The organism is Sorangium sp. So ce185 (assembly GCF_051526825.1).
GTDB classification, from domain to species: domain Bacteria; phylum Myxococcota_A; class Polyangia; order Polyangiales; family Polyangiaceae; genus Sorangium; species Sorangium cellulosum_D.
On record NZ_CP150316.1, the window covers coordinates 6,657,211 to 6,675,786 of the forward strand.

The 18,576-nt window shown below is 70.7% G+C and carries 11 protein-coding genes; 2 read left to right on the plus strand and 9 right to left on the minus strand.

Annotated features, from left to right (window positions below; translation table 11 throughout):
* Positions 1–14 precede the first annotated feature (14 nt).
* The 7 genes from WMF26_RS24420 to glmM are packed head-to-tail and all read right to left on the minus strand — an operon-like array spanning position 15 to position 8,122.
* Positions 15–1,136 carry an Ldh family oxidoreductase gene (locus WMF26_RS24420; protein WP_438002253.1) on the minus strand — a complete coding sequence of 374 codons (1,122 nt, stop codon included), beginning with the start codon at positions 1,134–1,136 and terminating at the stop codon, positions 15–17.
* The gene (locus WMF26_RS24425; protein ID WP_438002254.1) at positions 1,133–2,455 is read right to left on the minus strand and encodes a M20/M25/M40 family metallo-hydrolase; all 1,323 of its coding nucleotides are present in this window, start codon (positions 2,453–2,455) and stop codon (positions 1,133–1,135) included. The genes WMF26_RS24420 and WMF26_RS24425 overlap by 4 nt, the downstream gene beginning before the upstream one ends.
* Positions 2,452–3,321 (minus strand): sugar phosphate isomerase/epimerase family protein, encoded by an 870-nt coding sequence (locus tag WMF26_RS24430; RefSeq protein ID WP_438002255.1) that lies wholly within the window; start codon positions 3,319–3,321, stop codon positions 2,452–2,454. Before WMF26_RS24430 ends, WMF26_RS24425 begins: the two co-directional genes overlap by 4 nt.
* The gene (locus WMF26_RS24435) at positions 3,314–4,423 is read right to left on the minus strand and encodes a DegT/DnrJ/EryC1/StrS family aminotransferase (protein WP_438002256.1); all 1,110 of its coding nucleotides are present in this window, start codon (positions 4,421–4,423) and stop codon (positions 3,314–3,316) included. The genes WMF26_RS24430 and WMF26_RS24435 overlap by 8 nt, the downstream gene beginning before the upstream one ends.
* On the minus strand, positions 4,420–5,562 hold the full coding sequence (locus WMF26_RS24440) for a DegT/DnrJ/EryC1/StrS family aminotransferase (RefSeq protein WP_438002257.1): 1,143 nt from the start codon (positions 5,560–5,562) through the stop codon (positions 4,420–4,422). The genes WMF26_RS24435 and WMF26_RS24440 overlap by 4 nt, the downstream gene beginning before the upstream one ends.
* Positions 5,559–6,743 carry a Gfo/Idh/MocA family protein gene (locus tag WMF26_RS24445; protein WP_438002258.1) on the minus strand — a complete coding sequence of 395 codons (1,185 nt, stop codon included), beginning with the start codon at positions 6,741–6,743 and terminating at the stop codon, positions 5,559–5,561. Before WMF26_RS24445 ends, WMF26_RS24440 begins: the two co-directional genes overlap by 4 nt.
* A 23-nt stretch (positions 6,744–6,766) precedes the next feature.
* Positions 6,767–8,122 (minus strand): phosphoglucosamine mutase, encoded by a 1,356-nt coding sequence (gene glmM / locus WMF26_RS24450; protein WP_438002259.1) that lies wholly within the window; start codon positions 8,120–8,122, stop codon positions 6,767–6,769.
* Positions 8,123–8,629: 507 nt separating this feature from the next.
* On the opposite strand from glmM, the gene glmS reads away from it, so the two are divergent.
* Together glmS and WMF26_RS24460 are read left to right on the plus strand one after the other, a co-directional pair.
* Positions 8,630–10,450 carry a glutamine--fructose-6-phosphate transaminase (isomerizing) gene (glmS, locus tag WMF26_RS24455; RefSeq protein WP_438002260.1) on the plus strand — a complete coding sequence of 607 codons (1,821 nt, stop codon included), beginning with the start codon at positions 8,630–8,632 and terminating at the stop codon, positions 10,448–10,450.
* A gap of 161 nt (positions 10,451–10,611) precedes the next feature.
* Positions 10,612–11,862, plus strand: coding sequence for a nucleotide sugar dehydrogenase (locus tag WMF26_RS24460; protein ID WP_438002261.1), 1,251 nt, complete (start codon positions 10,612–10,614; stop codon positions 11,860–11,862).
* A gap of 60 nt (positions 11,863–11,922) precedes the next feature.
* On the opposite strand, the gene WMF26_RS24465 is transcribed toward WMF26_RS24460, so the two are convergent.
* Together WMF26_RS24465 and WMF26_RS24470 are read right to left on the minus strand one after the other, a co-directional pair.
* Positions 11,923–13,140, minus strand: coding sequence for a PAS domain-containing protein (locus WMF26_RS24465; RefSeq protein WP_438002262.1), 1,218 nt, complete (start codon positions 13,138–13,140; stop codon positions 11,923–11,925).
* A gap of 139 nt (positions 13,141–13,279) precedes the next feature.
* A complete protein-coding gene (locus WMF26_RS24470) occupies positions 13,280–18,517 on the minus strand; it encodes an AAA family ATPase (protein ID WP_438002263.1) in 5,238 nt (1,745 codons plus the stop codon).
* Between the last annotated feature and the right edge of the window lie 59 nt (positions 18,518–18,576).

An 18,576-nucleotide genomic window follows, 5' to 3' on the forward strand; every position in this document is an offset into this window, starting at 1 on the left:
ACCGATACGCACCGTCACGCTGCATCTCCTTCTTCAACGAGGGTCTCGAGGGGCTTGATCCCCAGCTCACGGGCCAGCCCGCCGAGCGCCGCGAGCAGGTCGGAATCCACGCTCACCGCGTCGACGCGCAGGGCGCGGCGGCGCTCGTGCTCCAGATATCCAGGGTAAGTGACGCGCCGGCCCGGCCCGTTGGCCGGGCACTCGACGACGCCAGCGAGGATCCGGTCCATTCGCCGCTGGAACTCCGACAGCTCACCGAAGCGGCGGATGTCCAGGGCGAGGAAGAAGTGGCCGACGTCGCGATCGTCGCGGGAGCGGGCCTCGCCCGAGGGGCCGAAGAGGTCTGGATCCGGGCCGGCCGCGGCGCCGGCGAGGGCGCCGCAGAGGATGTCCACCCAGAGGGCCAGGCCCAGACCCTTCCACCCGCCGGTCTCGGGCTGGCCGCCGAGCAGCTGGAGGTGCCCCGTGCCGGCGTCGTACGAGGCCGGATCGGTGACCGGAGCGCCGTGCTCGTCGACGAGCCAGCCTTCGGGGATGCGCTCGCCCAGGCGGGCCGCGGCGCGGACCCTGCCGGTCGAGACGACGGTCGTGCTCATATCCAGGACGAAGGCCGGCATCTCCCCGCCGGGGGCGGCGAGGCAGATCGGGTTGGTCCCGACGATCTTCGCCCCGCCATGCGGCGGGCGAGCGATCGTCTGGGAGCCGAGGTTCGACATGGCGATACCGACCATGCCGCGCTCGAGCGCGAGCTCGGCGTAGTAGCCGGCCGGACCGAAATGGGAGCTGCGGCGCACGGCGACGGCGCCGACGCCGTACGCCGCCGCCTTGTCCATCGCGAGGCGCATCGCCTTGACGCCGGTCACGAGGCCGAGGCCGTCCTGACCGTCGATGAGCGCCGTCGCGCCCTCGTCCTTGAGGATGCGCGGCTCGGCGTCGCCGCGGATGCGGCCGCTCCTCAGCTTGGCCACGTAGATGCGGCCGAGATTGGCGATGCCGTGGGTATCGAAGCCCTTTTTGTCCGCGTAGACGAGCGGCTCGGCCGCGATGCGGGCGTGCGCCGGCGCGAGGCCGGCCCGGGTCAGGGCGTCGGCCGCGAAGCGCCGCAGCTCATCGAGAGAGATGTTCAGTTTGCTCATATCGACTCCTCATCGAGAAGGGCGGCGCCGCTGCGACAGTGGTCGCCGAAGGCGAGGACGATGGCCTCGACCTCGCGGGCGAACCGCTCGAGGTCGGCCACGGCGATGAACTCGCCGTCGGCGTGCGCGCGGTTGTGCTCCAGGCTGCAAGGGCCGTAGACGACCGTGTAGCGGTCGGGGCGTTGCGCCCACATGGCGTCGCAGGTGAACGCGCGATGCGCGAGCGCGGGCGGCGTCCGGCCGATGCCGGCCGCCGCGAGGACGCGCCTCATGGCCTCATCGCGGTTGTCGAGCGTCGGGAGGCGGCGCTTGAGCCATTCGAGCCGCGTCACGGCGCGCGCGGCCGAGGCCGTCGCGCCGAGGACCTCGGAGCCGGCGAAATCGGTCGCGAGGCCCTGGAGGGCCTCCGCGAAGCGGATCTCGGTCGCCTCCTCGATCGCCTCGGCCTGGGCCATCGTGGAGTACGCGAAGTTGACGAGCAGCGCCCCCTCGCCGTAAACCCGGTTATGCATCCTGCCGGTGTGGATGCCGGCGACACAGATCTTGCCGCCGATGCGACGCACGTCCGCGACCAGATCGCGGGCGAACCGCAGGGAGACGGCGGCGAGGATGACCGTGGCGTTCTGGCCGGCGTGGGGCGCGTCGTCGGTCGAGCCGACCCCCTCGACCGAGACGCGGGCCGTCATCGACGTGGTCGAACGGTCGAAGAAGTGGCCCTCGCTCGGCTCGGCGAAGACGTTCAATCGGCCGACGTAGCCGAGGTCCACGAGGGCCTTGGTCCCGTAGACGCCCATGGCGCCGCCTTCCTCGCCGGCGACCGACTGGACGAGCACCTGGATCTCGCCCGCGAGGCGGGGATCCTGGCGCATGGCCGCCTCGATGCCGGCGAGCACCGCGACGCCGGGGCCTTTCATGTCGACGGCGCCGCGGCCGGTGACGATCCCGTCCTCGCACGCGACGGGGACGTGCCCAGCGACCGTGTCCATGTGGAGGTTGAACATCACGGTGCGAGCCGCCGGGCGGCCTCCTCCGGCGCGGAGGACCAGGTTCGGCTGCGACGCGAGGAACGCGCCGCCCATCCTCGCGGCCACCTCACGCACGGAGACCGGGACGTGCGCGCCGCTCAGGACCGATGCGCACGGAGCGCCCAGGTAAGCTTCGGTGAAGCCGCGGGAAACCGCGAAGTCGCGGAAGGCCCGCTGAGCGTCCGGGATGTCGCTCGGCACGCCGGTCTCCATGGGGCTCGTCGTGTCGATCGCAAGCAAGCCGAGGAGGTGCTCGAGGTGCTCGGGGGTGAAACGGATCTGCGGATCGTTCATTGACTCCTCCCTGCGCGCCAGACGGTCCGGGCGATGCGCTCGAAGCGGCCGCCGAACTCGACGAAGCACTCTCGCAGCGTGGCTGTGTCGGCGGTGATGCCGAGGTGAGGGATGTGGGCCAGGTGCGGCTCGATGGCGATGGCGCCGGCATAGCCCGCCGCCTCGAGCATCGACAGGCACTCGGCGAGCTGGGCTTCACCTTCGCCCGGCCAGGTGAACTGGGCGGCGCCGTCGGCGTCCCAAACGACATCCTTGACGTGGACGTGGCGCACGTGCGGGAGAACGCGACCGAGGAACGCGACGGGGTCCTGGTCCGCGACGCGCACGTTGCCGACGTCGAACAGGAGCCCCAGATGGGGGCTCGCTATCTCGCGCAGCATCGCGAGGGTTTGCTCCACGCCCTGGGAGGCCCAGCCCGAGCAGTTCTCGTGGAGGAGCGTGACGTCGAGCGCCGCGGCGAGCTCGACGAGCTCGGCGACCCGACGCATGGCTTCGCGGCGCCAGCCGGCGCCGTCGAGCCCCTGGTTCGGATAGGACATGATGCGGATGAACCTGCAGCCGAGCGCGTGGGCGCGGTCGGCGAGGATCCTGAGCTCTCCCAGGTCGCGGCCGAACGGCCCAGAGACCGGGCGCGCCCAGCCGCCTATCCGGCTCGCCAGGGCCACGACGCTCATCCCGTCGTCCGCGATGCGGCGCGCGGCGGCGGAGAAGCGCGCGGGGTCGAGGTCGGCGACGGCGACGCCGTCCAGGGTGCGGAGCTCGATGCCCCGAAAGCCGAGGCGGCGCAGCGCCGCCAGCTGGCCGTCGAGGTCCGGAGAGGCCTCGTCGCCCACGCCGGCGAGGAGCACGGGAGGCGCCTCACGCATGGAAGCTCCTGACCGCGGAGACGACGTAATCCGCTTCGGCGTCCGTCATCTCTGCATAGAGGGGCAGCGCCAGCGCCTCGCGCGAGAGCGTCTCGGCACCGGGGAAGTCGCCTGCCACGTGCCCGAGGTGGGCAAAGCACGGCTGCAGGTGCAGGGGCACCGAGTAATAGAGCTGGGTCTCGACGCCGCGCTCGAAGAGGTGGGCGCGGAGCGCGTCACGGCGCTCGGCGCGGATGACATAGGTATAGAACACGCGCTCGCCCGGCGCGGACGCGAGCGGCCTGATCGCGGCGCCGAGCTTGCCGAGCTCGGCGTCGTAGCGCTCGCCGATGGCGCGGCGGCGCGCGTGCAGCGCGGGGAGCCGCGCGAGCTTCGTCGTCAGGTAGGCAGCCACGATTTCATCCATTCGGTGGTTCCATCCCAGGTGGTGATGCAGAAAGCGTGTGACGCCGTCCTGGCCGTGATTGCGCAGCCGCCGGCACATGTCGCCGAGCGCGGCGTCGTTGGAGACGATCATCCCGGCGTCGCCGATGCCGCCGAGGGGCTTCGCGGGAAAGAAGGAATAGACGCCCACGTCGCCCGCGAGCCCCGCGGGAACACCCGCTGTCCTCGCGCCGAGCGCGACGGCGCTGTCCTCCAGGACGCGGAGGCCGAGCGCCCTCGCGGCGGCCTGGATCTCGGCCATCGCGGCGAGCGAGGAGAAGAGATGAGCGGCGATGACGACCTTCGATTCCGGCGTGCGCCGGCGCGCGAGCTCGTCGGCGGCGATGGTGCCGGTGTCGGGGTTCACGTCGACGAAGACCGGCCGGGCACCCAGGAGGGCCGGCGCGCTCGCCGTGGAGATGAACGAGAAGGCGGGCGTCAGCACGTCGACGCCCGGGCCGACGCCGAGGGACGCCAGCGCGATGAGCAGCGCGTCCGTGCCGTTCGACACGGCGACGGCGTGGGCGGCGCCGGTCTGGCCCTTGATGGCCTCCTCGAGCTCGGAGACGCGCTGTTTCAGGATGAACGCGCCCGAGGCGCCCACCTCGGCCACGAGCTGCTTGACGAGCGCCGCGTCGGCGCCGAAGCGCCTCGCATAATCGAAGTACGCGATCTTCATCGGGCGCCTCCGCGCTGGAAGAAATCGGCGATGGCGCCGCAGACGCGCTCGACCTGTCCGGACGTCATGTCCGGATACATCGGGAGGCCGAGCGTCCGGGTGCAGGCGCGCTCCGCGACGGGCATGTCGCCGCGCACGTAGCCGAGCCCCCGAAAACAAGGCTGCAGGTGCAGCGGCACAGGGTAGTAGGTCTCGGTCCCGATCCCCTCTCGGGCGAGGTGAGAGGCGAGCGCGTCGCGCTGCTCGCACTCGATCAGATAGACGTAGTAGACGGGGCCCGCGCCCTCGGGGCGGCGCCGGATGCGCGGCGTCGAGACGCTGGGGGAGAGGCCGGCGAGGCCGCGATCGTACAGGGCGGCGAGCGCGGCGCGCCTGGCGATGTCCTGGGGCAAGCGCCCGAGGCGCACCAGGAGGATCGCCGCCTGGAGGCTGTCCATGCGGCTGTTGAAGCCGAGGCGGCGATAGACCTGGGGCTCGCCCTCCCTCTGGCCGTGGTTGCGGAGCATGAGCGCGGCCTCGGCGAGCCGGTCGTCGTTCGTGAGGACCATGCCGGCGTCGCCGAACGCCCCCAGCGTCTTGGTCGGGAAGAACGAGAGGACCCCGGCGTCGCCGATGAGGCCAGCGTGCTGTCCGCCGAGCCACATCCCGATGCCCTCGGCGCTGTCCTCGAGGACGAGCAGGCCGTGGTGGCGGGCGACGTCGACGATGGCGGGCATATCGGCCATCTGCGTGAACAGGTGGACCGGCATGACGGCCCTGGTGTGCCGCGTGACGGCCGCGGAGATCTGGGTTGGATCCATCGCGTACGTGACCGGATCGATATCGACGAAGACCGGCTTGGCCCCCGCGTGCGCGATGGAGGACGCGGACGCGAAGAAGCTGAACGAAGGGACGATGACCTCGTCGCCGGGCCCGACGCCCGCGGCCATGAGCATGATGGTGAGGGCGTCAGTGGCGTTGCCGCAGGCGATCGTGTGGCGCGCCTCCGTGAAGAGGGCGATGCGCCGCTCGAGGCGGCGGACGAGCGCGCCGTCGGTGAACGACCCGCCGGCGAAGAGCTCGTCGATCAGGGCGTCGATCTCGCCGCGCTGCCGCTCGAGCGACGCCGCGCACGTGTAAAACGGGATAACTGCTGTCATGTACGACTCCGTTGCTTGAAGCTCCGCGCCGCGACGGGCGGCGGCATGAGCGCCCGTGCGGCGCCCGACGAGAGCTCGGCGGCGAGCTCCGAGCAGGCGGCGGGCGCGCCCGCGCCCGCGCGCCCTCGCGACCTCCCGGCCCCGCGCAGGACGGCGTCCGGCACGCCGGCCGGATGGAGGAGGCCGCTCAGGACCTTGGCGCGGGCGATGACGTCCACCACCCCCGTGTTGAACTCCACGCTGCTCAGCGGCTCGGGCCCCTGAGCGGCGAAGTGACGATAATATTCGATGAAGCAGGTGCTCAGGGGGTCGTCCTCGTACACGTCCGTCGCGACGAGGCGGCCGTCGCCGCTGAAGACCTTGACCCAGGCGTGGTTGTCGTCGGCGCCGGTCTGGTAATATCCAATGACCGTTCCGCGCTCGAGCTCGAGGATGACGTCGCGCTTGCGCATCGGGCAGCCGAGATCGGAGTGGCAGACCGCGGCCACGCGATCGCCGTGCATCGTCGCGATGGTCGCGCCGCCCATGTGAGGCACCGTGCCCGAGGCGGCGGAGAGATCGGTGCACTCGGCGTGGAGGACCGCGGCCTCGGTCCCGCCGAGGGCGAGCGCCAGCGCGATCTGGTGAGGCATCTCGACGTCGAAGGCGGTCTGATGGCTGCTGCTCGCCAGCGTGCGGTTGATGCGCGGCTTGCTGCTCTCGATGACCATCCGCTCGAGCGCGCCGAGCTCACCGCTGTCGATGATCGCCTTGAGGCGCGCCGTCACCGGGCTCGAGAGCCAGTTGCTCACGACGGCGACGTCGAGGCCGGCCTCCCGCTCGAGGGCGAGGATCGCGCGCGCATCCGAGACATGGATGGTGAACGGCTTCTCCACGACGAAGCGGCGGAACCCGGCGGAGACGGCCGCGACGAACACCGGGTAGTGCTCCGACGGCCCCGTGCAGATGTGGACCACCGTGCGCCGCGGATCGAAGGCTCCGCGCGCGTCGGCGATCGAGGGATAGGCCGGGAGGCCGGCCGCGCCCTGGAGCGCGCCTCCCGAGGCGACGAGCGGATCGACGACGCCGATGCGCTCATCGAACAGCCCTCGCCCCTCCGGCCTGTGTCGCGCCTTGCGCAGGCAGGTCAGGTGCAGATCTCGCCCTGCCTTGCCGAATCCTACAATCAGCTGCTGAAACATCTTTCGCTCCTGGTCGCGCGCGCTCATGCGTTCAGCGAGCACGACAGCTCGCGCGCGATCACGTCGGCGAGCTCCTTGACGTACGCCTCGATCCGAGGCCGCTCCAGGCCTTCGGCCATGATGCGGACGACCGGCTCGGTCCCGGACGCGCGGACCACCATGCGCCCGCCGGCGCCGAGCTCTCGCTCCACCCTGCGGACGACCGCGGCGATCGCCGGATTGCCGCTCAACCTGTTCCTGTCGGCGACCATCACATCGGCGCGGACCTGCGGGAGCCTCTCGAACGGTCGTGTCAGCTCGCTGAGCCGACGGCCCGTCCGCCTCACGACGTCGAGCAGCAAGAGCCCTGCCAAGATCCCGTCGCCGGTCGTCGCGTGGTCCAGCCAGACGACGTGCCCTGACGGCTCCCCGCCCAGGTTGTAGCCGCCGCGCCGCATCTCTGCGACGACGTGGCGGTCCCCGACCTCGGTCCGCTTCGTCGCGACGCCGAGCCGCCCGGCCGCCTGCGCGAGCCCCGCATTGCTCATCACCGTCGTGACGATCGTGTCCTTCGCCAGCCGGCGCTCTCGCTTCGCGGCCGACGCGCAGACATAGAGGATCTCATCACCGTCGACCACCGCCCCGCGCTCGTCGACGGCCACAAGCCGGTCCGCGTCGCCGTCGAAGGACAGCCCCAGCTGCGCGCCGCGCCGCAAGACCTCTTCTCGCAGCGCCTCGACGTGCAGCGAGCCACACGCATCATTGATGTTCAATCCGTTGGGCGCCACCCCGATCGCGACCACGTCCGCGCCGAGCTCCCGGAAGACGCGGGGCGCGAGCTCGTACGCGCCCCCGTTGGCGCAATCGAGCACGACCCGCGCCCCGTCGAAGCGCGCCGGCACGGCCGCCTTGAGGTGGCGCAGGTACGCCTCCTTCGCCTGTGCGTCGACCGACGCCGCGCGGAGCTGTCCGCCGACCGGGCGCGGCAGCCTGTCCTCCGGCGCGTCGAGCAGCTGCTCGATCGCCTTTTCCATCTCGTCCGGCAGCTTGAAGCCGTCCGCGCCGAAGAATTTGACGCCGTTGTCCTCGGCTGGATTGTGCGATGCCGAGATCATGATCCCTGCCCGCGCACCGAGGTGCCTGGTGAGGTACGCGACGACCGGCGTCGTCACGACGCCGAGATGGATGACGGAAGCACCGATAGAAGAGAGCCCAGCGACGATCGCCGCCTCCAGCATCGGGCCGGAGACGCGCGTATCGCGCCCGACGACGAAGGTCGCGCCGCTCCCCTCGCCCGCCAGCGCGTGGCCGCCGCAGCGACCGAGCCGGAAGGCGAGCTCTGGCGTCAATTCCAAGTTTGCGATACCGCGTACGCCGTCGGTGCCGAAGTATTTTCCCATGTAGTTCCACCTCTCCTCGAGGCCTCCGCGCGCCGGGCAAGCTCGCCCATCAGCACCCTCGCTGCGCGGGCGAGCTTGCCCGGCGCGCGCGCGACTCCCCTGCTGGATCGATCATCCAGCGTAGGCGCGCTGGCCTCTTGCCCCTGCCTTGAGCAACGGCCGTGCCGCGTGTCGATGTCGAGGGCGCTCGTCGCGCGCCAAGCCGGATCGGAGCGCCAACGCGCCCGCATTCCGCGCGAGCCGCTGCGAGCCGCTGCGAGCCGCTGCGAGCCGCTCAAACGAGCGCCAGGCGGCGAGCAACGGTTGGCGCGGTCACGCAATGCCGCCTTGCGCGGCGTCCGCGGTCATGCCCGCCTGTCCGGCGCGCGGCCAGGTCGAGGCGCGGTCCTCGCCGGAATGCGCGGCGTGGCATGACGGATGCACGCGCCCTCGGACGAACAGCGGTCCATCGCTTCACGGGGCGTCCTGTGAGGCGCTGAGGCGCCTCCTCGTCATCGGGTGCAAACCATGTGTGGAATCGTTGGCTACGTGGGTTATCGCGACGCAAAGGAAGTGCTCCTCGACAAGCTCGCCCGGATCGAGTACCGCGGCCATGACGGCGCGGGCCTCGCGATTCGCACGGTGACGGGCATCGAGGTCTACAAGAAGGGCGGGCCGCTCGCCGGCCTCGCGGGAGAGCTGAAGCTGCGCTCGGTCCGCGGGATGCTCGGCCTCGGTCACACCCGGTGGGCGACGCACGGCGCGCCCGACGACCGCAACGCTCACCCTCACGCCAGTGAGGATGGGGCCATCGTCGTCAGCCATAACGGGATCATCGAGAACTACCGCCCGCTCAAGGATCGGCTCGCCGCCCAGGGCCACGCGTTCCGCTCCGAGACCGACTCCGAGGTCCTCGCGCACCTCATCGCGGAGAAGTACCGGGGAGATCTCGCGGGCGCGGTCCGCGCGGCCCTCGCGGAGGTGCGCGGCGCGTACGCCGTCGTCGTCGCGCACGCCGAGCACGAGGAGATCGTCGCGGCCCGCAGCGTCAGCCCCCTCGTGATCGGCGTCGGCGACGGCGAGATGTTCCTCGCGTCAGACGTGCTGGCGCTGCTCCCTTACACGCGCCGCGTGGTGTTCCTGCAGGACGGCGATCTCGTCGTCCTGCGCAGCCAGGGCTACGACGTCACGGATCTCGGGGGAGGGCCGCGCGCGCGCCCCCCCACCCTCGTCGACTGGAGCGCCGAGGCCGCCGAGAAGGGCGACTGCGATACGTTCATGCTCAAGGAGATCCACGAGCAGCCCCGGGTCGTCGAGCACACCATCGCGGGCGGCCTGCGCGGCGGCGCCGGAGAGGCGCGGCTCGACCTGCGCCTCGACCCTTCCTCGATCGATCGCGTCCAGATCATCGGATGCGGCACCGCGTACCACGCTGGCCTCGTCGGTGAGCACCTCATCGAGCGGCTCGCCCGGGTGCCGGTCGAGGTCGACATCGCGAGCGAGTACCGGTATCGCCAGCCGATCGTCGACGAGCGGACGCTGGTGATCGCCATCAGCCAATCCGGCGAGACCATGGATACCATCGAGGCCCTCCGCGAGGCGAAGCGGCTCGGCGCGAGGACGCTCGGCATCATCAATGTCCAGGGGAGCAGCATGACCCGCGAGGCGCACGAGGTCCTCTACGTCCACGCCGGGCCGGAGATCGGCGTCGCCAGCACCAAGGCGTACACCGCCCAGCTCAGCGCGCTGCTCCTGTTCGCGCTCTGGCTCGGCCGCGCGCGTGGGGCCCTGAGCCCCGCGCGCGCGGCCGAGCTCTCCGCCGAGCTCCGCGACCTGCCGAGCGTCGTCGACGAGGCGCTCGACGAGGCGCGCGTCGCGGAGATCGAGCGGATCGCCGCCAAATACAGGGACGCCCGCGGCTGGCTGTTCCTGGGGCGCGGCGTGAACGCCCCGAGCGCGTTCGAAGGCGCCCTCAAGCTGAAGGAGCTGAGCTACGTCTACGCCGAAGCGCACGCCGCCGGAGAGATGAAGCACGGCCCGATCTCGATCATCGACGAGGGCCTCCCCGTGGTCGTCATCGCGACCGAGTGCCCCCTCCTCGAGAAGGTCCTCAGCAACATCCAGGAGGTCAGGGCGCGATCCGGGAGGATCATCGCCCTCGTCAGCGATGGAGACGCGGAGGCGGCCCGCCACGCGGACGACGTGATCCGGGTCCCTCGCACGGACGAGCTGCTGAGCCCCGTGGTGAACGCCGTGGCTCTGCAGCTCCTCGCATACCATGTCGCGTCCCTCCTCGGGAGGGACGTCGACAAACCTCGCAACCTGGCCAAGAGCGTCACGGTCGAGTGAGGCGATAACCCCAACCTGGCCGCGCGCGCGAGGCGAGGCGATCGCGCCGAGGGGCAGCGCCGCGCCGCCCGCGGGCCAGCATCGAATGAACCAAGCACAGAGACCGAGAGATGGAAAAACTCCTCAGGAAGATTGAGCGCCGAGAGGCAAACGTGGTTGTGGTGGGCGTGGGCTACGTCGGCTTGCCGCTCGCGGTCGAGCTCGCCAGGGCGGGCTTCGCCGTGACGGGCTATGACAAGGACCCCGAAAAGGTGCGCCGGCTCGGCCGCGCCGAATCGTACATCGACGATATCCGCTCCGCGGAGCTCGAGCCGCTCGTCGACGCCGGGAAGCTCACGGCGTCCGCCGATCTGGGCGTCCTCAGCGCCGCGGACGCCGTCGTCGTCTGCGTGCCGACGCCGCTGAGCAAGAACAAGGATCCGGACATGAGCTTCGTCACCCAGGCGATGGAGGAGATCGCGGCGCGGCAGCACGCCGAGATGCTCATCGTGCTGGAGTCGACGACCTACCCGGGCACGACGCGCGAGGTGCTCGCGCCCACGCTGACGCGCGGGATCTACGAACTCGGCAAGGACGTGTTCGTCGCCTTCAGCCCCGAGCGCGTGGATCCGGGCAATGCGCAGTGGAAGACGCGCAACACGCCCAAGGTCATCGGCGGAATGACGCCGGCGTGCCTCGCCGTGGGGAGGGCCCTCTATGGGGCGATCATCGACACGCTCGTGCCGGTCGGCAGCACCGACACGGCCGAGATGGTCAAGCTCTTCGAAAACACGTTCCGCGCCGTGAATATCGGCCTCGTGAACGAGGTCGCGCTGATGTCGCGGCGGCTCGGCGTCGACGTGTGGGAGGTGATCCGCGCGGCGGCGACCAAGCCCTTCGGCTTCATGCCCTTCTATCCGGGGCCAGGGCTCGGGGGGCACTGCATTCCCATCGATCCGCTCTATCTGTCCTGGCGCATGCGCGGGCTCAAGTACCAGGCGCGCTTCATCGACGTCGCGGACAGCATCAACAGCGCGATGCCGGGCGAGGTCGTCTCCCTGGTGCACGAGTCGCTGAACCGGCGCAGGGTGCCGGCGAACGGCGCGAAGGTGCTCGTCTCGGGCGTGGCCTACAAGAAGGACGTCGCCGATTACCGCGAGTCGCCGGCGATCGACGTGATCCACGGCCTGCGCAGCCTGGGGGCCGAGGTCGACTACGTCGATCGGCACGTGCCCGAGGTCCGCGAGCACGGGCTGGAGCTGAGGAGCGTATGCCCGAGCGTCGACTACGGACGCTATGACGCGGTGGTGGTGGTGACCGACCACTCTGACACCGACTATGCCCGGATGCTCTCGGAGTCGAAGCTCATCGTCGACACGCGCGACGCGCTGCGGACGCTGGACGGGGACAAGTCCAAGGTGGTGCGCCTGTAGGCCGGGGCGAGCCCCAGCGGGTCTCCCAGGAGGTCGACGAGCGGCCCTCCCCGCGGACGCTCAGCGCCGCGACTCCCTCCGCGCGGGGCCCTGCATGCAGTGGACCAGGGCGTCACGGAGGTTCGCGAGCGTGTGGATCCTCGAGAGATCCACGCCGAGCGACACGATGGTCTGCGCCACCTCGGGCCGGATGCCCACCACGATCCCGCGCACCCCGAGGAGCTCGACGGCGCGGACGAGCCTCACGATGTGATCGCCCGTGCGGTGGTCGATGCCGTCGGCGCCGGTCAGGTCGATGATGGCCGAGCCGCAGCGGGTGCGCATGATCGCCTGGAGCAGCACCTCCATCATCTGCTCGGCGCGGCGCTCGTCGACGGACCCGAACACCGGCATGGTGATCACGCCCTCCCAGACCTCGATGATCGGCGTCGAGAGCTGGCGGATCGCCTCCTGCTGCCGCTCGATGATGTCGAGCTTGTCGAGGAGCACCGCCTCCGCCCGCTTGCGCGCCGTGATGTCGCTGAGCGAGCCCGCCATGCGCGTCGCCCTCCCCTGCTCGTCCCAGAGCGCCTGCCCGCGCGAGCAGAGCCAGCGCAGCTCGCCCGCGGCGGTGCGGCGCCGGAACTCCACGTCGTACGGCGCGCGCCGCTCCAGGTGACCGCGGAGCGCGGCCGCCACCCGATCCCTGTCCTCCCCGTCGACGAGGCCCAGGAAGGACTCGATAGAATCGCCGAGCTCGCCGTCCTGGCAGCCGAGGACGTCCTTGAAACGATCGGAGTAATAGGCGCCCCCGCCGGCCAGGTTCCAGTCCCAGAGCCCGTCGCGCGAGCCCTGCACGGCCAGGGCGAACCGCTCCTCGCTCTCCTTGAGCGCGATCTCGGCGCGCCGGCGCTCCGCCCGCTCCGCCACGTCGCGCAGCGAGCGCTCGATCGCGGGCGCCAGGCGCCTGAGCTCGCCCTTCAATACGTAATCGTTCGCGCCCGACCGCATGACCTCGGCGACGGTCGTCTCACCGATGCTGCCCGAGACGATGATGAAGGGCAGATCCAGCCCGCGCTCCTTGACCATGCGCAGCGCCGCCAGCGAGTCGAACCGGGGCATGCTGTGATCGCAGAGCACGACGTCGTACGCCTGCCGCGAGAGCGCCTCGGTCATCCCCTCGGGCGTGTGCACCCGCACGTGCGACGGGTCGTAGCTCCCCCGCTTGAGCTCGCGCAGGATCAGCCGCGCGTCTTGCTCGGAGTCCTCGACCAGGAGGACGCGCAGCGGCGTGCCCATCTAGGACGCGCTCCCCGGCCGCGGGACCGCGTTCATCCGACGTTTGTCGCGACCCGCGCGAGCGTCCCGCGCGTTGCCATCGACGAGGGGGTTCGTTCCGTGGTTCATGGCGCTCCTCGCGAACAGATGAGATCCCGGCCTAGAGCGTGAAATAAAACGTCGCTCCCTCGTCGACGGCGCCCTCGGCCCAGATGCGGCCTCCATGGCGCTCGACGATGCGATGTACGGTCGCGAGGCCGACGCCGGTCCCCGCGAACTCCTCCTCGGTGTGCAGGCGCTGGAACGCGCCGAACAGCTTCGCGGCGTACCTCATGTCGAACCCGGCCCCGTTGTCGCGCACGAAGTACGTCGCGCGCCCGCCCCGCGGCTCCTCCTGCCCGCCCTCCAGCTGCCCGAGCTCGATCCGCGCGCCCGCCCGCTTGCTCGTGAACTTCCACGCGTTGCCGAGCAGGTTCTCCAGCACGATCCTGAGCAGCTGAGGGTCGCCGTCCGCCGCCACCCCCTCCGCCACGACGCACTCCACGGCGCGATCCGGCTCAGGCCGCTGCAGCGCGGCGAGCACCTCGCGCCCGAGCGCGCTCATGTCGACGCGCTCGCGCTGCATCTCGGCGCGCGTCACGCGCGACAGCCTGAGCATGTCATCGATGAGCTCCGACATCCGCTGGCTCCCCCGCCGCACCTGCGAGAGCAAGTCGCGTGCCTCCTCGTCGAGCTTGTCGCCGTAATCCTCGATCAGCGCGAGGCTGAACCCGTCGATGACCCGGAGCGGCGCGCGCAGGTCGTGCGAGACGGAGTGGCTGAACGCCTCCAGCTCCTTGTTGGCCACCCGCAGCTGCGCCGTCCGCTGGTGGATCCGGAGCTCCAGCTCGCTGTTGAGCTCCCGGAGCGCCTCCTCCGCCCGCCGGCGCTCGGCGTTCTCCCTCGACAGCTCCGCGTAGAGCCGCGCGTTCTCCAGCGAGCTCGCGGCCTGCGACGCGAGGAGATCCAGCGTCAGCGCCCGCTCCGGCGTGAACGCGCCGGCGGTCAGGTTGTTCTCCAGGTAAAGGAGACCCACGAGCGCGGCCTGCCGCAGGAGCGGGATGCACAGCACCGACTTCGGCCGGTTCAGCCGCATGTACTCGTCGTCCGCGAACCGCGGCTCGCCCGCCGCATAGTCGAGCACGACGCGCTCTCTCGCCCTCCGGACATGCCCGAGCAGCGTCATGGGCGCGGCCGACGAAGGCAGCGGCGCTGCGGGGTTGCAGACGCTCACCACCGTGCCGGCGGCGGACGCCTCCGCCTCGAGGAGCAGCGTCCCCGCCTGATCCCGGAGCAGGTACCCCTTCTCGGCGCCCGCGTTCTCGATCGTGATCCTCATGAGCTTCTGGAGCAATCGCTCCAGGTCGATCTCGTCGGACAGCGCCTGGGACGCCTTGATGACCGCCATCAGATCGATCGCCGACGGCCCCGCCGGCAGCCCGAGCCGCTCCGGCGCCGAGGGCGGGCGCGCGGCCAGGAGGGCGCCGTATCGACCCTCGAGCTGCGCCACCTTCGCGGACGCGCCCCACGCGCGGTAGCACCGGTGGGCCTCGATCATGTAGACGCCGGCGACCTTCTCGCGGCCGAGGCCGAGATAGAACCTGGCCGCGAGCTCGCTCGCGAGCGCCTCGTCGTGCACGAAGCGGTTCGTCTTCGCTGCCTGGATCGACCGATCGTAAAGGTCCATCGCCTCGATCAGGCGCCCGGCGGCGCGCGCCTCCTCCGCCTCGATCAGGAGGCGCTTGTGCTCGAAATTCTCGGGGCAGCCCGCGGCGTACGAGAAGACCTTGCCCCGGTAGCGGGCGAGCATGCCGCCGAGCGGCTCCCGGGCCGCCTGCGCCGGGGGCAACGCGAGGATCGCGAGGCACAGGTGGAACGCCATGTCGACCGACAGGATGAGGCCCGCGCTCCCGCCGATCGTCTGGTCGGCGATGCGCCCCATCTCGATCGCGCCGGCGTAGTCCTCGGCGAGCAGCGCCAGCCGGAGCTTGGCCGCGGCGTACCAGCACAGCGTGCTCACGAGCTCTGGCGCCATGATGCTGTCCACGAAGGCCGGCTCGTCCAGCGTCTCGTCCCCGATGGAGTGGAGCCCCGCCGTGCGCCCCCGGAGGCAGGCGACGAGCTGCCGCCCGATCGTCACGTTCGCCGTGCTCGCCGCGTTGTACGTCTGCCGCACCAGGAGGAGGAGCTTCTCTATCTCCTCGCCGACGGCGCCGAGCTCGTCGCCCAGGGCGATCCGCGTCCAGACGATGTTCGAGAGGGTATACGACAGATAGTTCAGGTCGCCCGACTCTGGCCCTGCGCGCATGGCGCGCCGGGCATGCTCGAGCGACAGACGGAGCGACTTCTTGCAGAAGCTCACGTTGAGCGCGAACATGTAGTGAAGCCGGCACTTGATGGAGATGTTGTTGTATCTCTCGTTGAGATCCAGCGCGAGCTGGCCGAACTCGTGGGCCGCGTCGTACTCGCCGCGCGTGGCCAGCACGAAGCCGTAGGTCAGGTATCCGAAGGCGGCCTCCTCCGAGTGCCCGTGCTTGAGGGAGATGTTCGCCGGCATCACGCAGACGAGCGCGAGCAGCACGGGGTTGATGATGAACGCCACCCCCCACAGGTTCGCCAGGATCTTGAGCGCGATGAGCTGCTCGGGATCGGTCATCGACGGCGCGTCGACGAGCTCGCGGATCCGGCGCCCGCCGAGGTTCGCGCGCACCGCCGCGAGCTCCGCCTCGAGCGCGGCCTGACACTCGTCCTGCGCCTCCGGCACGCGGATGCCGAGGAGCGCGAGCGCGGCGCGCCCGACGTCCATGGCCTGGACGTACCGGATCTGCATGCAGTAGAGGACGACCCGCAGGTTGAGGATCTGCGCTCGTTCGAGCGTCGATCGAGCCCGGCGCAGGATGACGTCGAAGAGCGCCTCCGCCTCCTCGTGGCGGCCGACCAGGTACTCGCACTCGGCGAGCTCGGCGGACAGCTCGAACGTCGTCGCGTACTCGTCGCCCCACCCCGCCTCGCCGAGCAGCGCGGCGCCTGCGCGGAAGTACCCGACGGAGGTCTGAAACGCGGTCGCGGCCTTCGCCCGCTTGCCGGCCGCGAGGTTCAGCCGCGCGACGTCCACCTGCTCGCCGCGCTCGGCGATCAGCGCGGCGCCAAGGTTCGTGTGGTGGACGATCTGGAACACGTCCTCCACGTGCCCCTCGTCCGCGCGAGACCGCCTGAGCAGCCTGCCGATCTGCAGGTGGACCTCCTGCCGGCGGTCCTCCTCGATCATCGAGTAAGCGGCCTGCTGGACGCGGTCGTGCAAGAACTTGTACGAGATCCGGAGCGCCTCGACGTCGTGCTGGTCCTCGACCTCCTCTCCCCTGGGCGCGTGGAGGAAGCGGTACTCGGACGTGAGCGGCACGACGTACCCTTCGCGGAGCGCCTCCCACAGATCGGCGGCCGTCGCGGCGGGCGTCTTCTCGTGGATGATCGCCAGCGTCCTCAGCTCGAACTGGTGGCCCATGCACGCGGCGAGCTTCAGGATGCGCTGCGTGCCGGGCGCGAGCTTCCGGATCTTGCCGACCATGAGGACGACCACGTTGTCCGTGATGTCCGCCTGCTGGATGCGCGCGAGATCCCACTCCCACGCTCCGGTCCCCGCGTTGAAGCCGATCAGCTTGTCCCGGTGGAGCGCCCCGAGGAGCTGGCTCATGAAGAACGGGTTGCCCTGCGTCTTCTCGGAGACGATCGCGGCGAGGGGCGCCACCCGGTCCGTGTCGGTGACGAAGGTGTCGGCGATGATCTGGGCGACGGTCGGCGGCGCGAGCGGCCTGAGCGTGATCTCGCCGAGCTTCGCCCCCGCCTTCCTGATCTCCTCGACCGTCAGCGCGAGCGGGTGGGCCGGGCCGACCTCGTTGTCGCGGTACGCCCCGAGGACGAGGAGGTACGCGTTCTCCGGGTTCGCGAGGACGGCCTGGAGCAGCCGGAGCGACGCCGCGTCGGCCCACTGCAGGTCGTCGAGGAAGAGCACCAGCGGGCGCTCCCTCGTGGCGAAGACCCGCAGGAAGCTCTGGAAGACGATGACGAACCGGTTCTGCGCCTCGGTGGGCCCGAGCTCCGGCACGCCCGGCTGCGGCCCCAGGACGGCCGAGAGCTCCGGGATGAGGTCGATCATGAGCTGCGCGTTCGGCCCGAGCGCGGCGAGCAGCCGCTCCTTCAGGCCCGCGAGCTCCTCGTCGGAGCCCTGGAGGTGCCCCCGGAGGAGGTCCCGGAAGGCGTTCGCGATCGGCGCGTACGGGACGCTCCGGTTCAGGAGATCGAACTTGCCCGAGATGAACGCGCCGCCCCGCGCCGCGATCGGCTTGTGGACCTCGTTGACCAGCACCGATTTGCCGATGCCCGAGAAGCCGGCGACCAGGAGCAGCTCGACGCCCCCCTGGCCCACGCGATCGAACGCGAGCAGGAGATCCCTTGTCTCGGCCTCGCGGCCGTAGAGCCGCTGGGGGATGTGGAGCTCGCCGGAGAGGTCGCGCTGGCCCAGCGGGAAGGGCGCGACCGCGCCGCTCGCCTCGAGCTGCGAGAGGCACTCGCGCAGATCGACCGCGAGCCCGAAGGCGCCCTGGTAGCGGTCCTCCGCGGCCTTCGCGAGGAGCTTCGTCACGATGTCCGAGACCACCCTCGGGACCTCGGGCGCGACCTCGTGAGGCGGCGCGGGCCTCCTCGCGATGTGGCTGTGCACGATCTCCATCGGGTCCGACGACGGGAACGGCAGGCGGCCCGTGAGCGCCTCGTACATCACGACGCCGAGCGAGTAGAGGTCGGTCCGGTGATCGAGGGTGCGATTCATCCGGCCGGTCTGCTCCGGCGACATATAGGCGAGGCTCACCTCGATCGCGTCAGGGCTCTGCGCCGGCTGGATCTCCTGGGACAGGCGCGTCGCGACGCTGAGGTCGCTCAGCCTCGCCGCGCCCGTGCGCACGTTGACGAGGATGTTCCTGGGGTTGATGTCCTTGTGGATGACGTGCCGGCGATGGAGCGCGTCCAGGGTCTCCGCGACGGAGGCCGCGATCCTGAGCGCCGTCCGGAGGTCGAGCCGCTGCGCCTTGAGGACGTCGTGGAGCGCCTGCCCGCCGAGATCCTCCATGACGAGGGCGAGGCCGCCCTCGTGCCGCTCGAGGCCGTACGCCGTGACGACCCCGGGCAGCCCGAGGTCGCGCATCATCATGTATTCGTAGCGGAGCTTCGCGACCTCTCGAGGGCTCTCGTGGGAGCGTTTGAGGAGCTTCACCGAGATCGGCGCATGATCGGAATTCCGGTAGCCGCGGTAGAGAGCGGTATCCAGACCCGATTGGATCTCCTCCGTGATTGTGAATCGGCTCACACAAACCTCCCGCGCCCGCGATCGAGCCCGGCTCGAAGCTGCCCGTGCGCCGGAGGCCG

What these genes read in the sequence shown, in the direction of transcription:
- WMF26_RS24420 (WP_438002253.1), bottom strand. Translation starts at nt 1,136, where the DNA reads ATGAGCAAACTGAACATCTCTCTCGATGAGCTGCGGCGCTTCGCGGCC.
- WMF26_RS24425 (WP_438002254.1), bottom strand. Translation starts at nt 2,455, where the DNA reads ATGAACGATCCGCAGATCCGTTTCACCCCCGAGCACCTCGAGCACCTC.
- WMF26_RS24430 (WP_438002255.1), bottom strand. Translation starts at nt 3,321, where the DNA reads ATGCGTGAGGCGCCTCCCGTGCTCCTCGCCGGCGTGGGCGACGAGGCC.
- WMF26_RS24435 (WP_438002256.1), bottom strand. Translation starts at nt 4,423, where the DNA reads ATGAAGATCGCGTACTTCGATTATGCGAGGCGCTTCGGCGCCGACGCG.
- WMF26_RS24440 (WP_438002257.1), bottom strand. Translation starts at nt 5,562, where the DNA reads ATGACAGCAGTTATCCCGTTTTACACGTGCGCGGCGTCGCTCGAGCGG.
- WMF26_RS24445 (WP_438002258.1), bottom strand. Translation starts at nt 6,743, where the DNA reads ATGTTTCAGCAGCTGATTGTAGGATTCGGCAAGGCAGGGCGAGATCTG.
- glmM (WP_438002259.1), bottom strand. Translation starts at nt 8,122, where the DNA reads ATGGGAAAATACTTCGGCACCGACGGCGTACGCGGTATCGCAAACTTG.
- glmS (WP_438002260.1), top strand. Translation starts at nt 8,630, where the DNA reads ATGTGTGGAATCGTTGGCTACGTGGGTTATCGCGACGCAAAGGAAGTG.
- WMF26_RS24465 (WP_438002262.1), bottom strand. Translation starts at nt 13,140, where the DNA reads ATGGGCACGCCGCTGCGCGTCCTCCTGGTCGAGGACTCCGAGCAAGAC.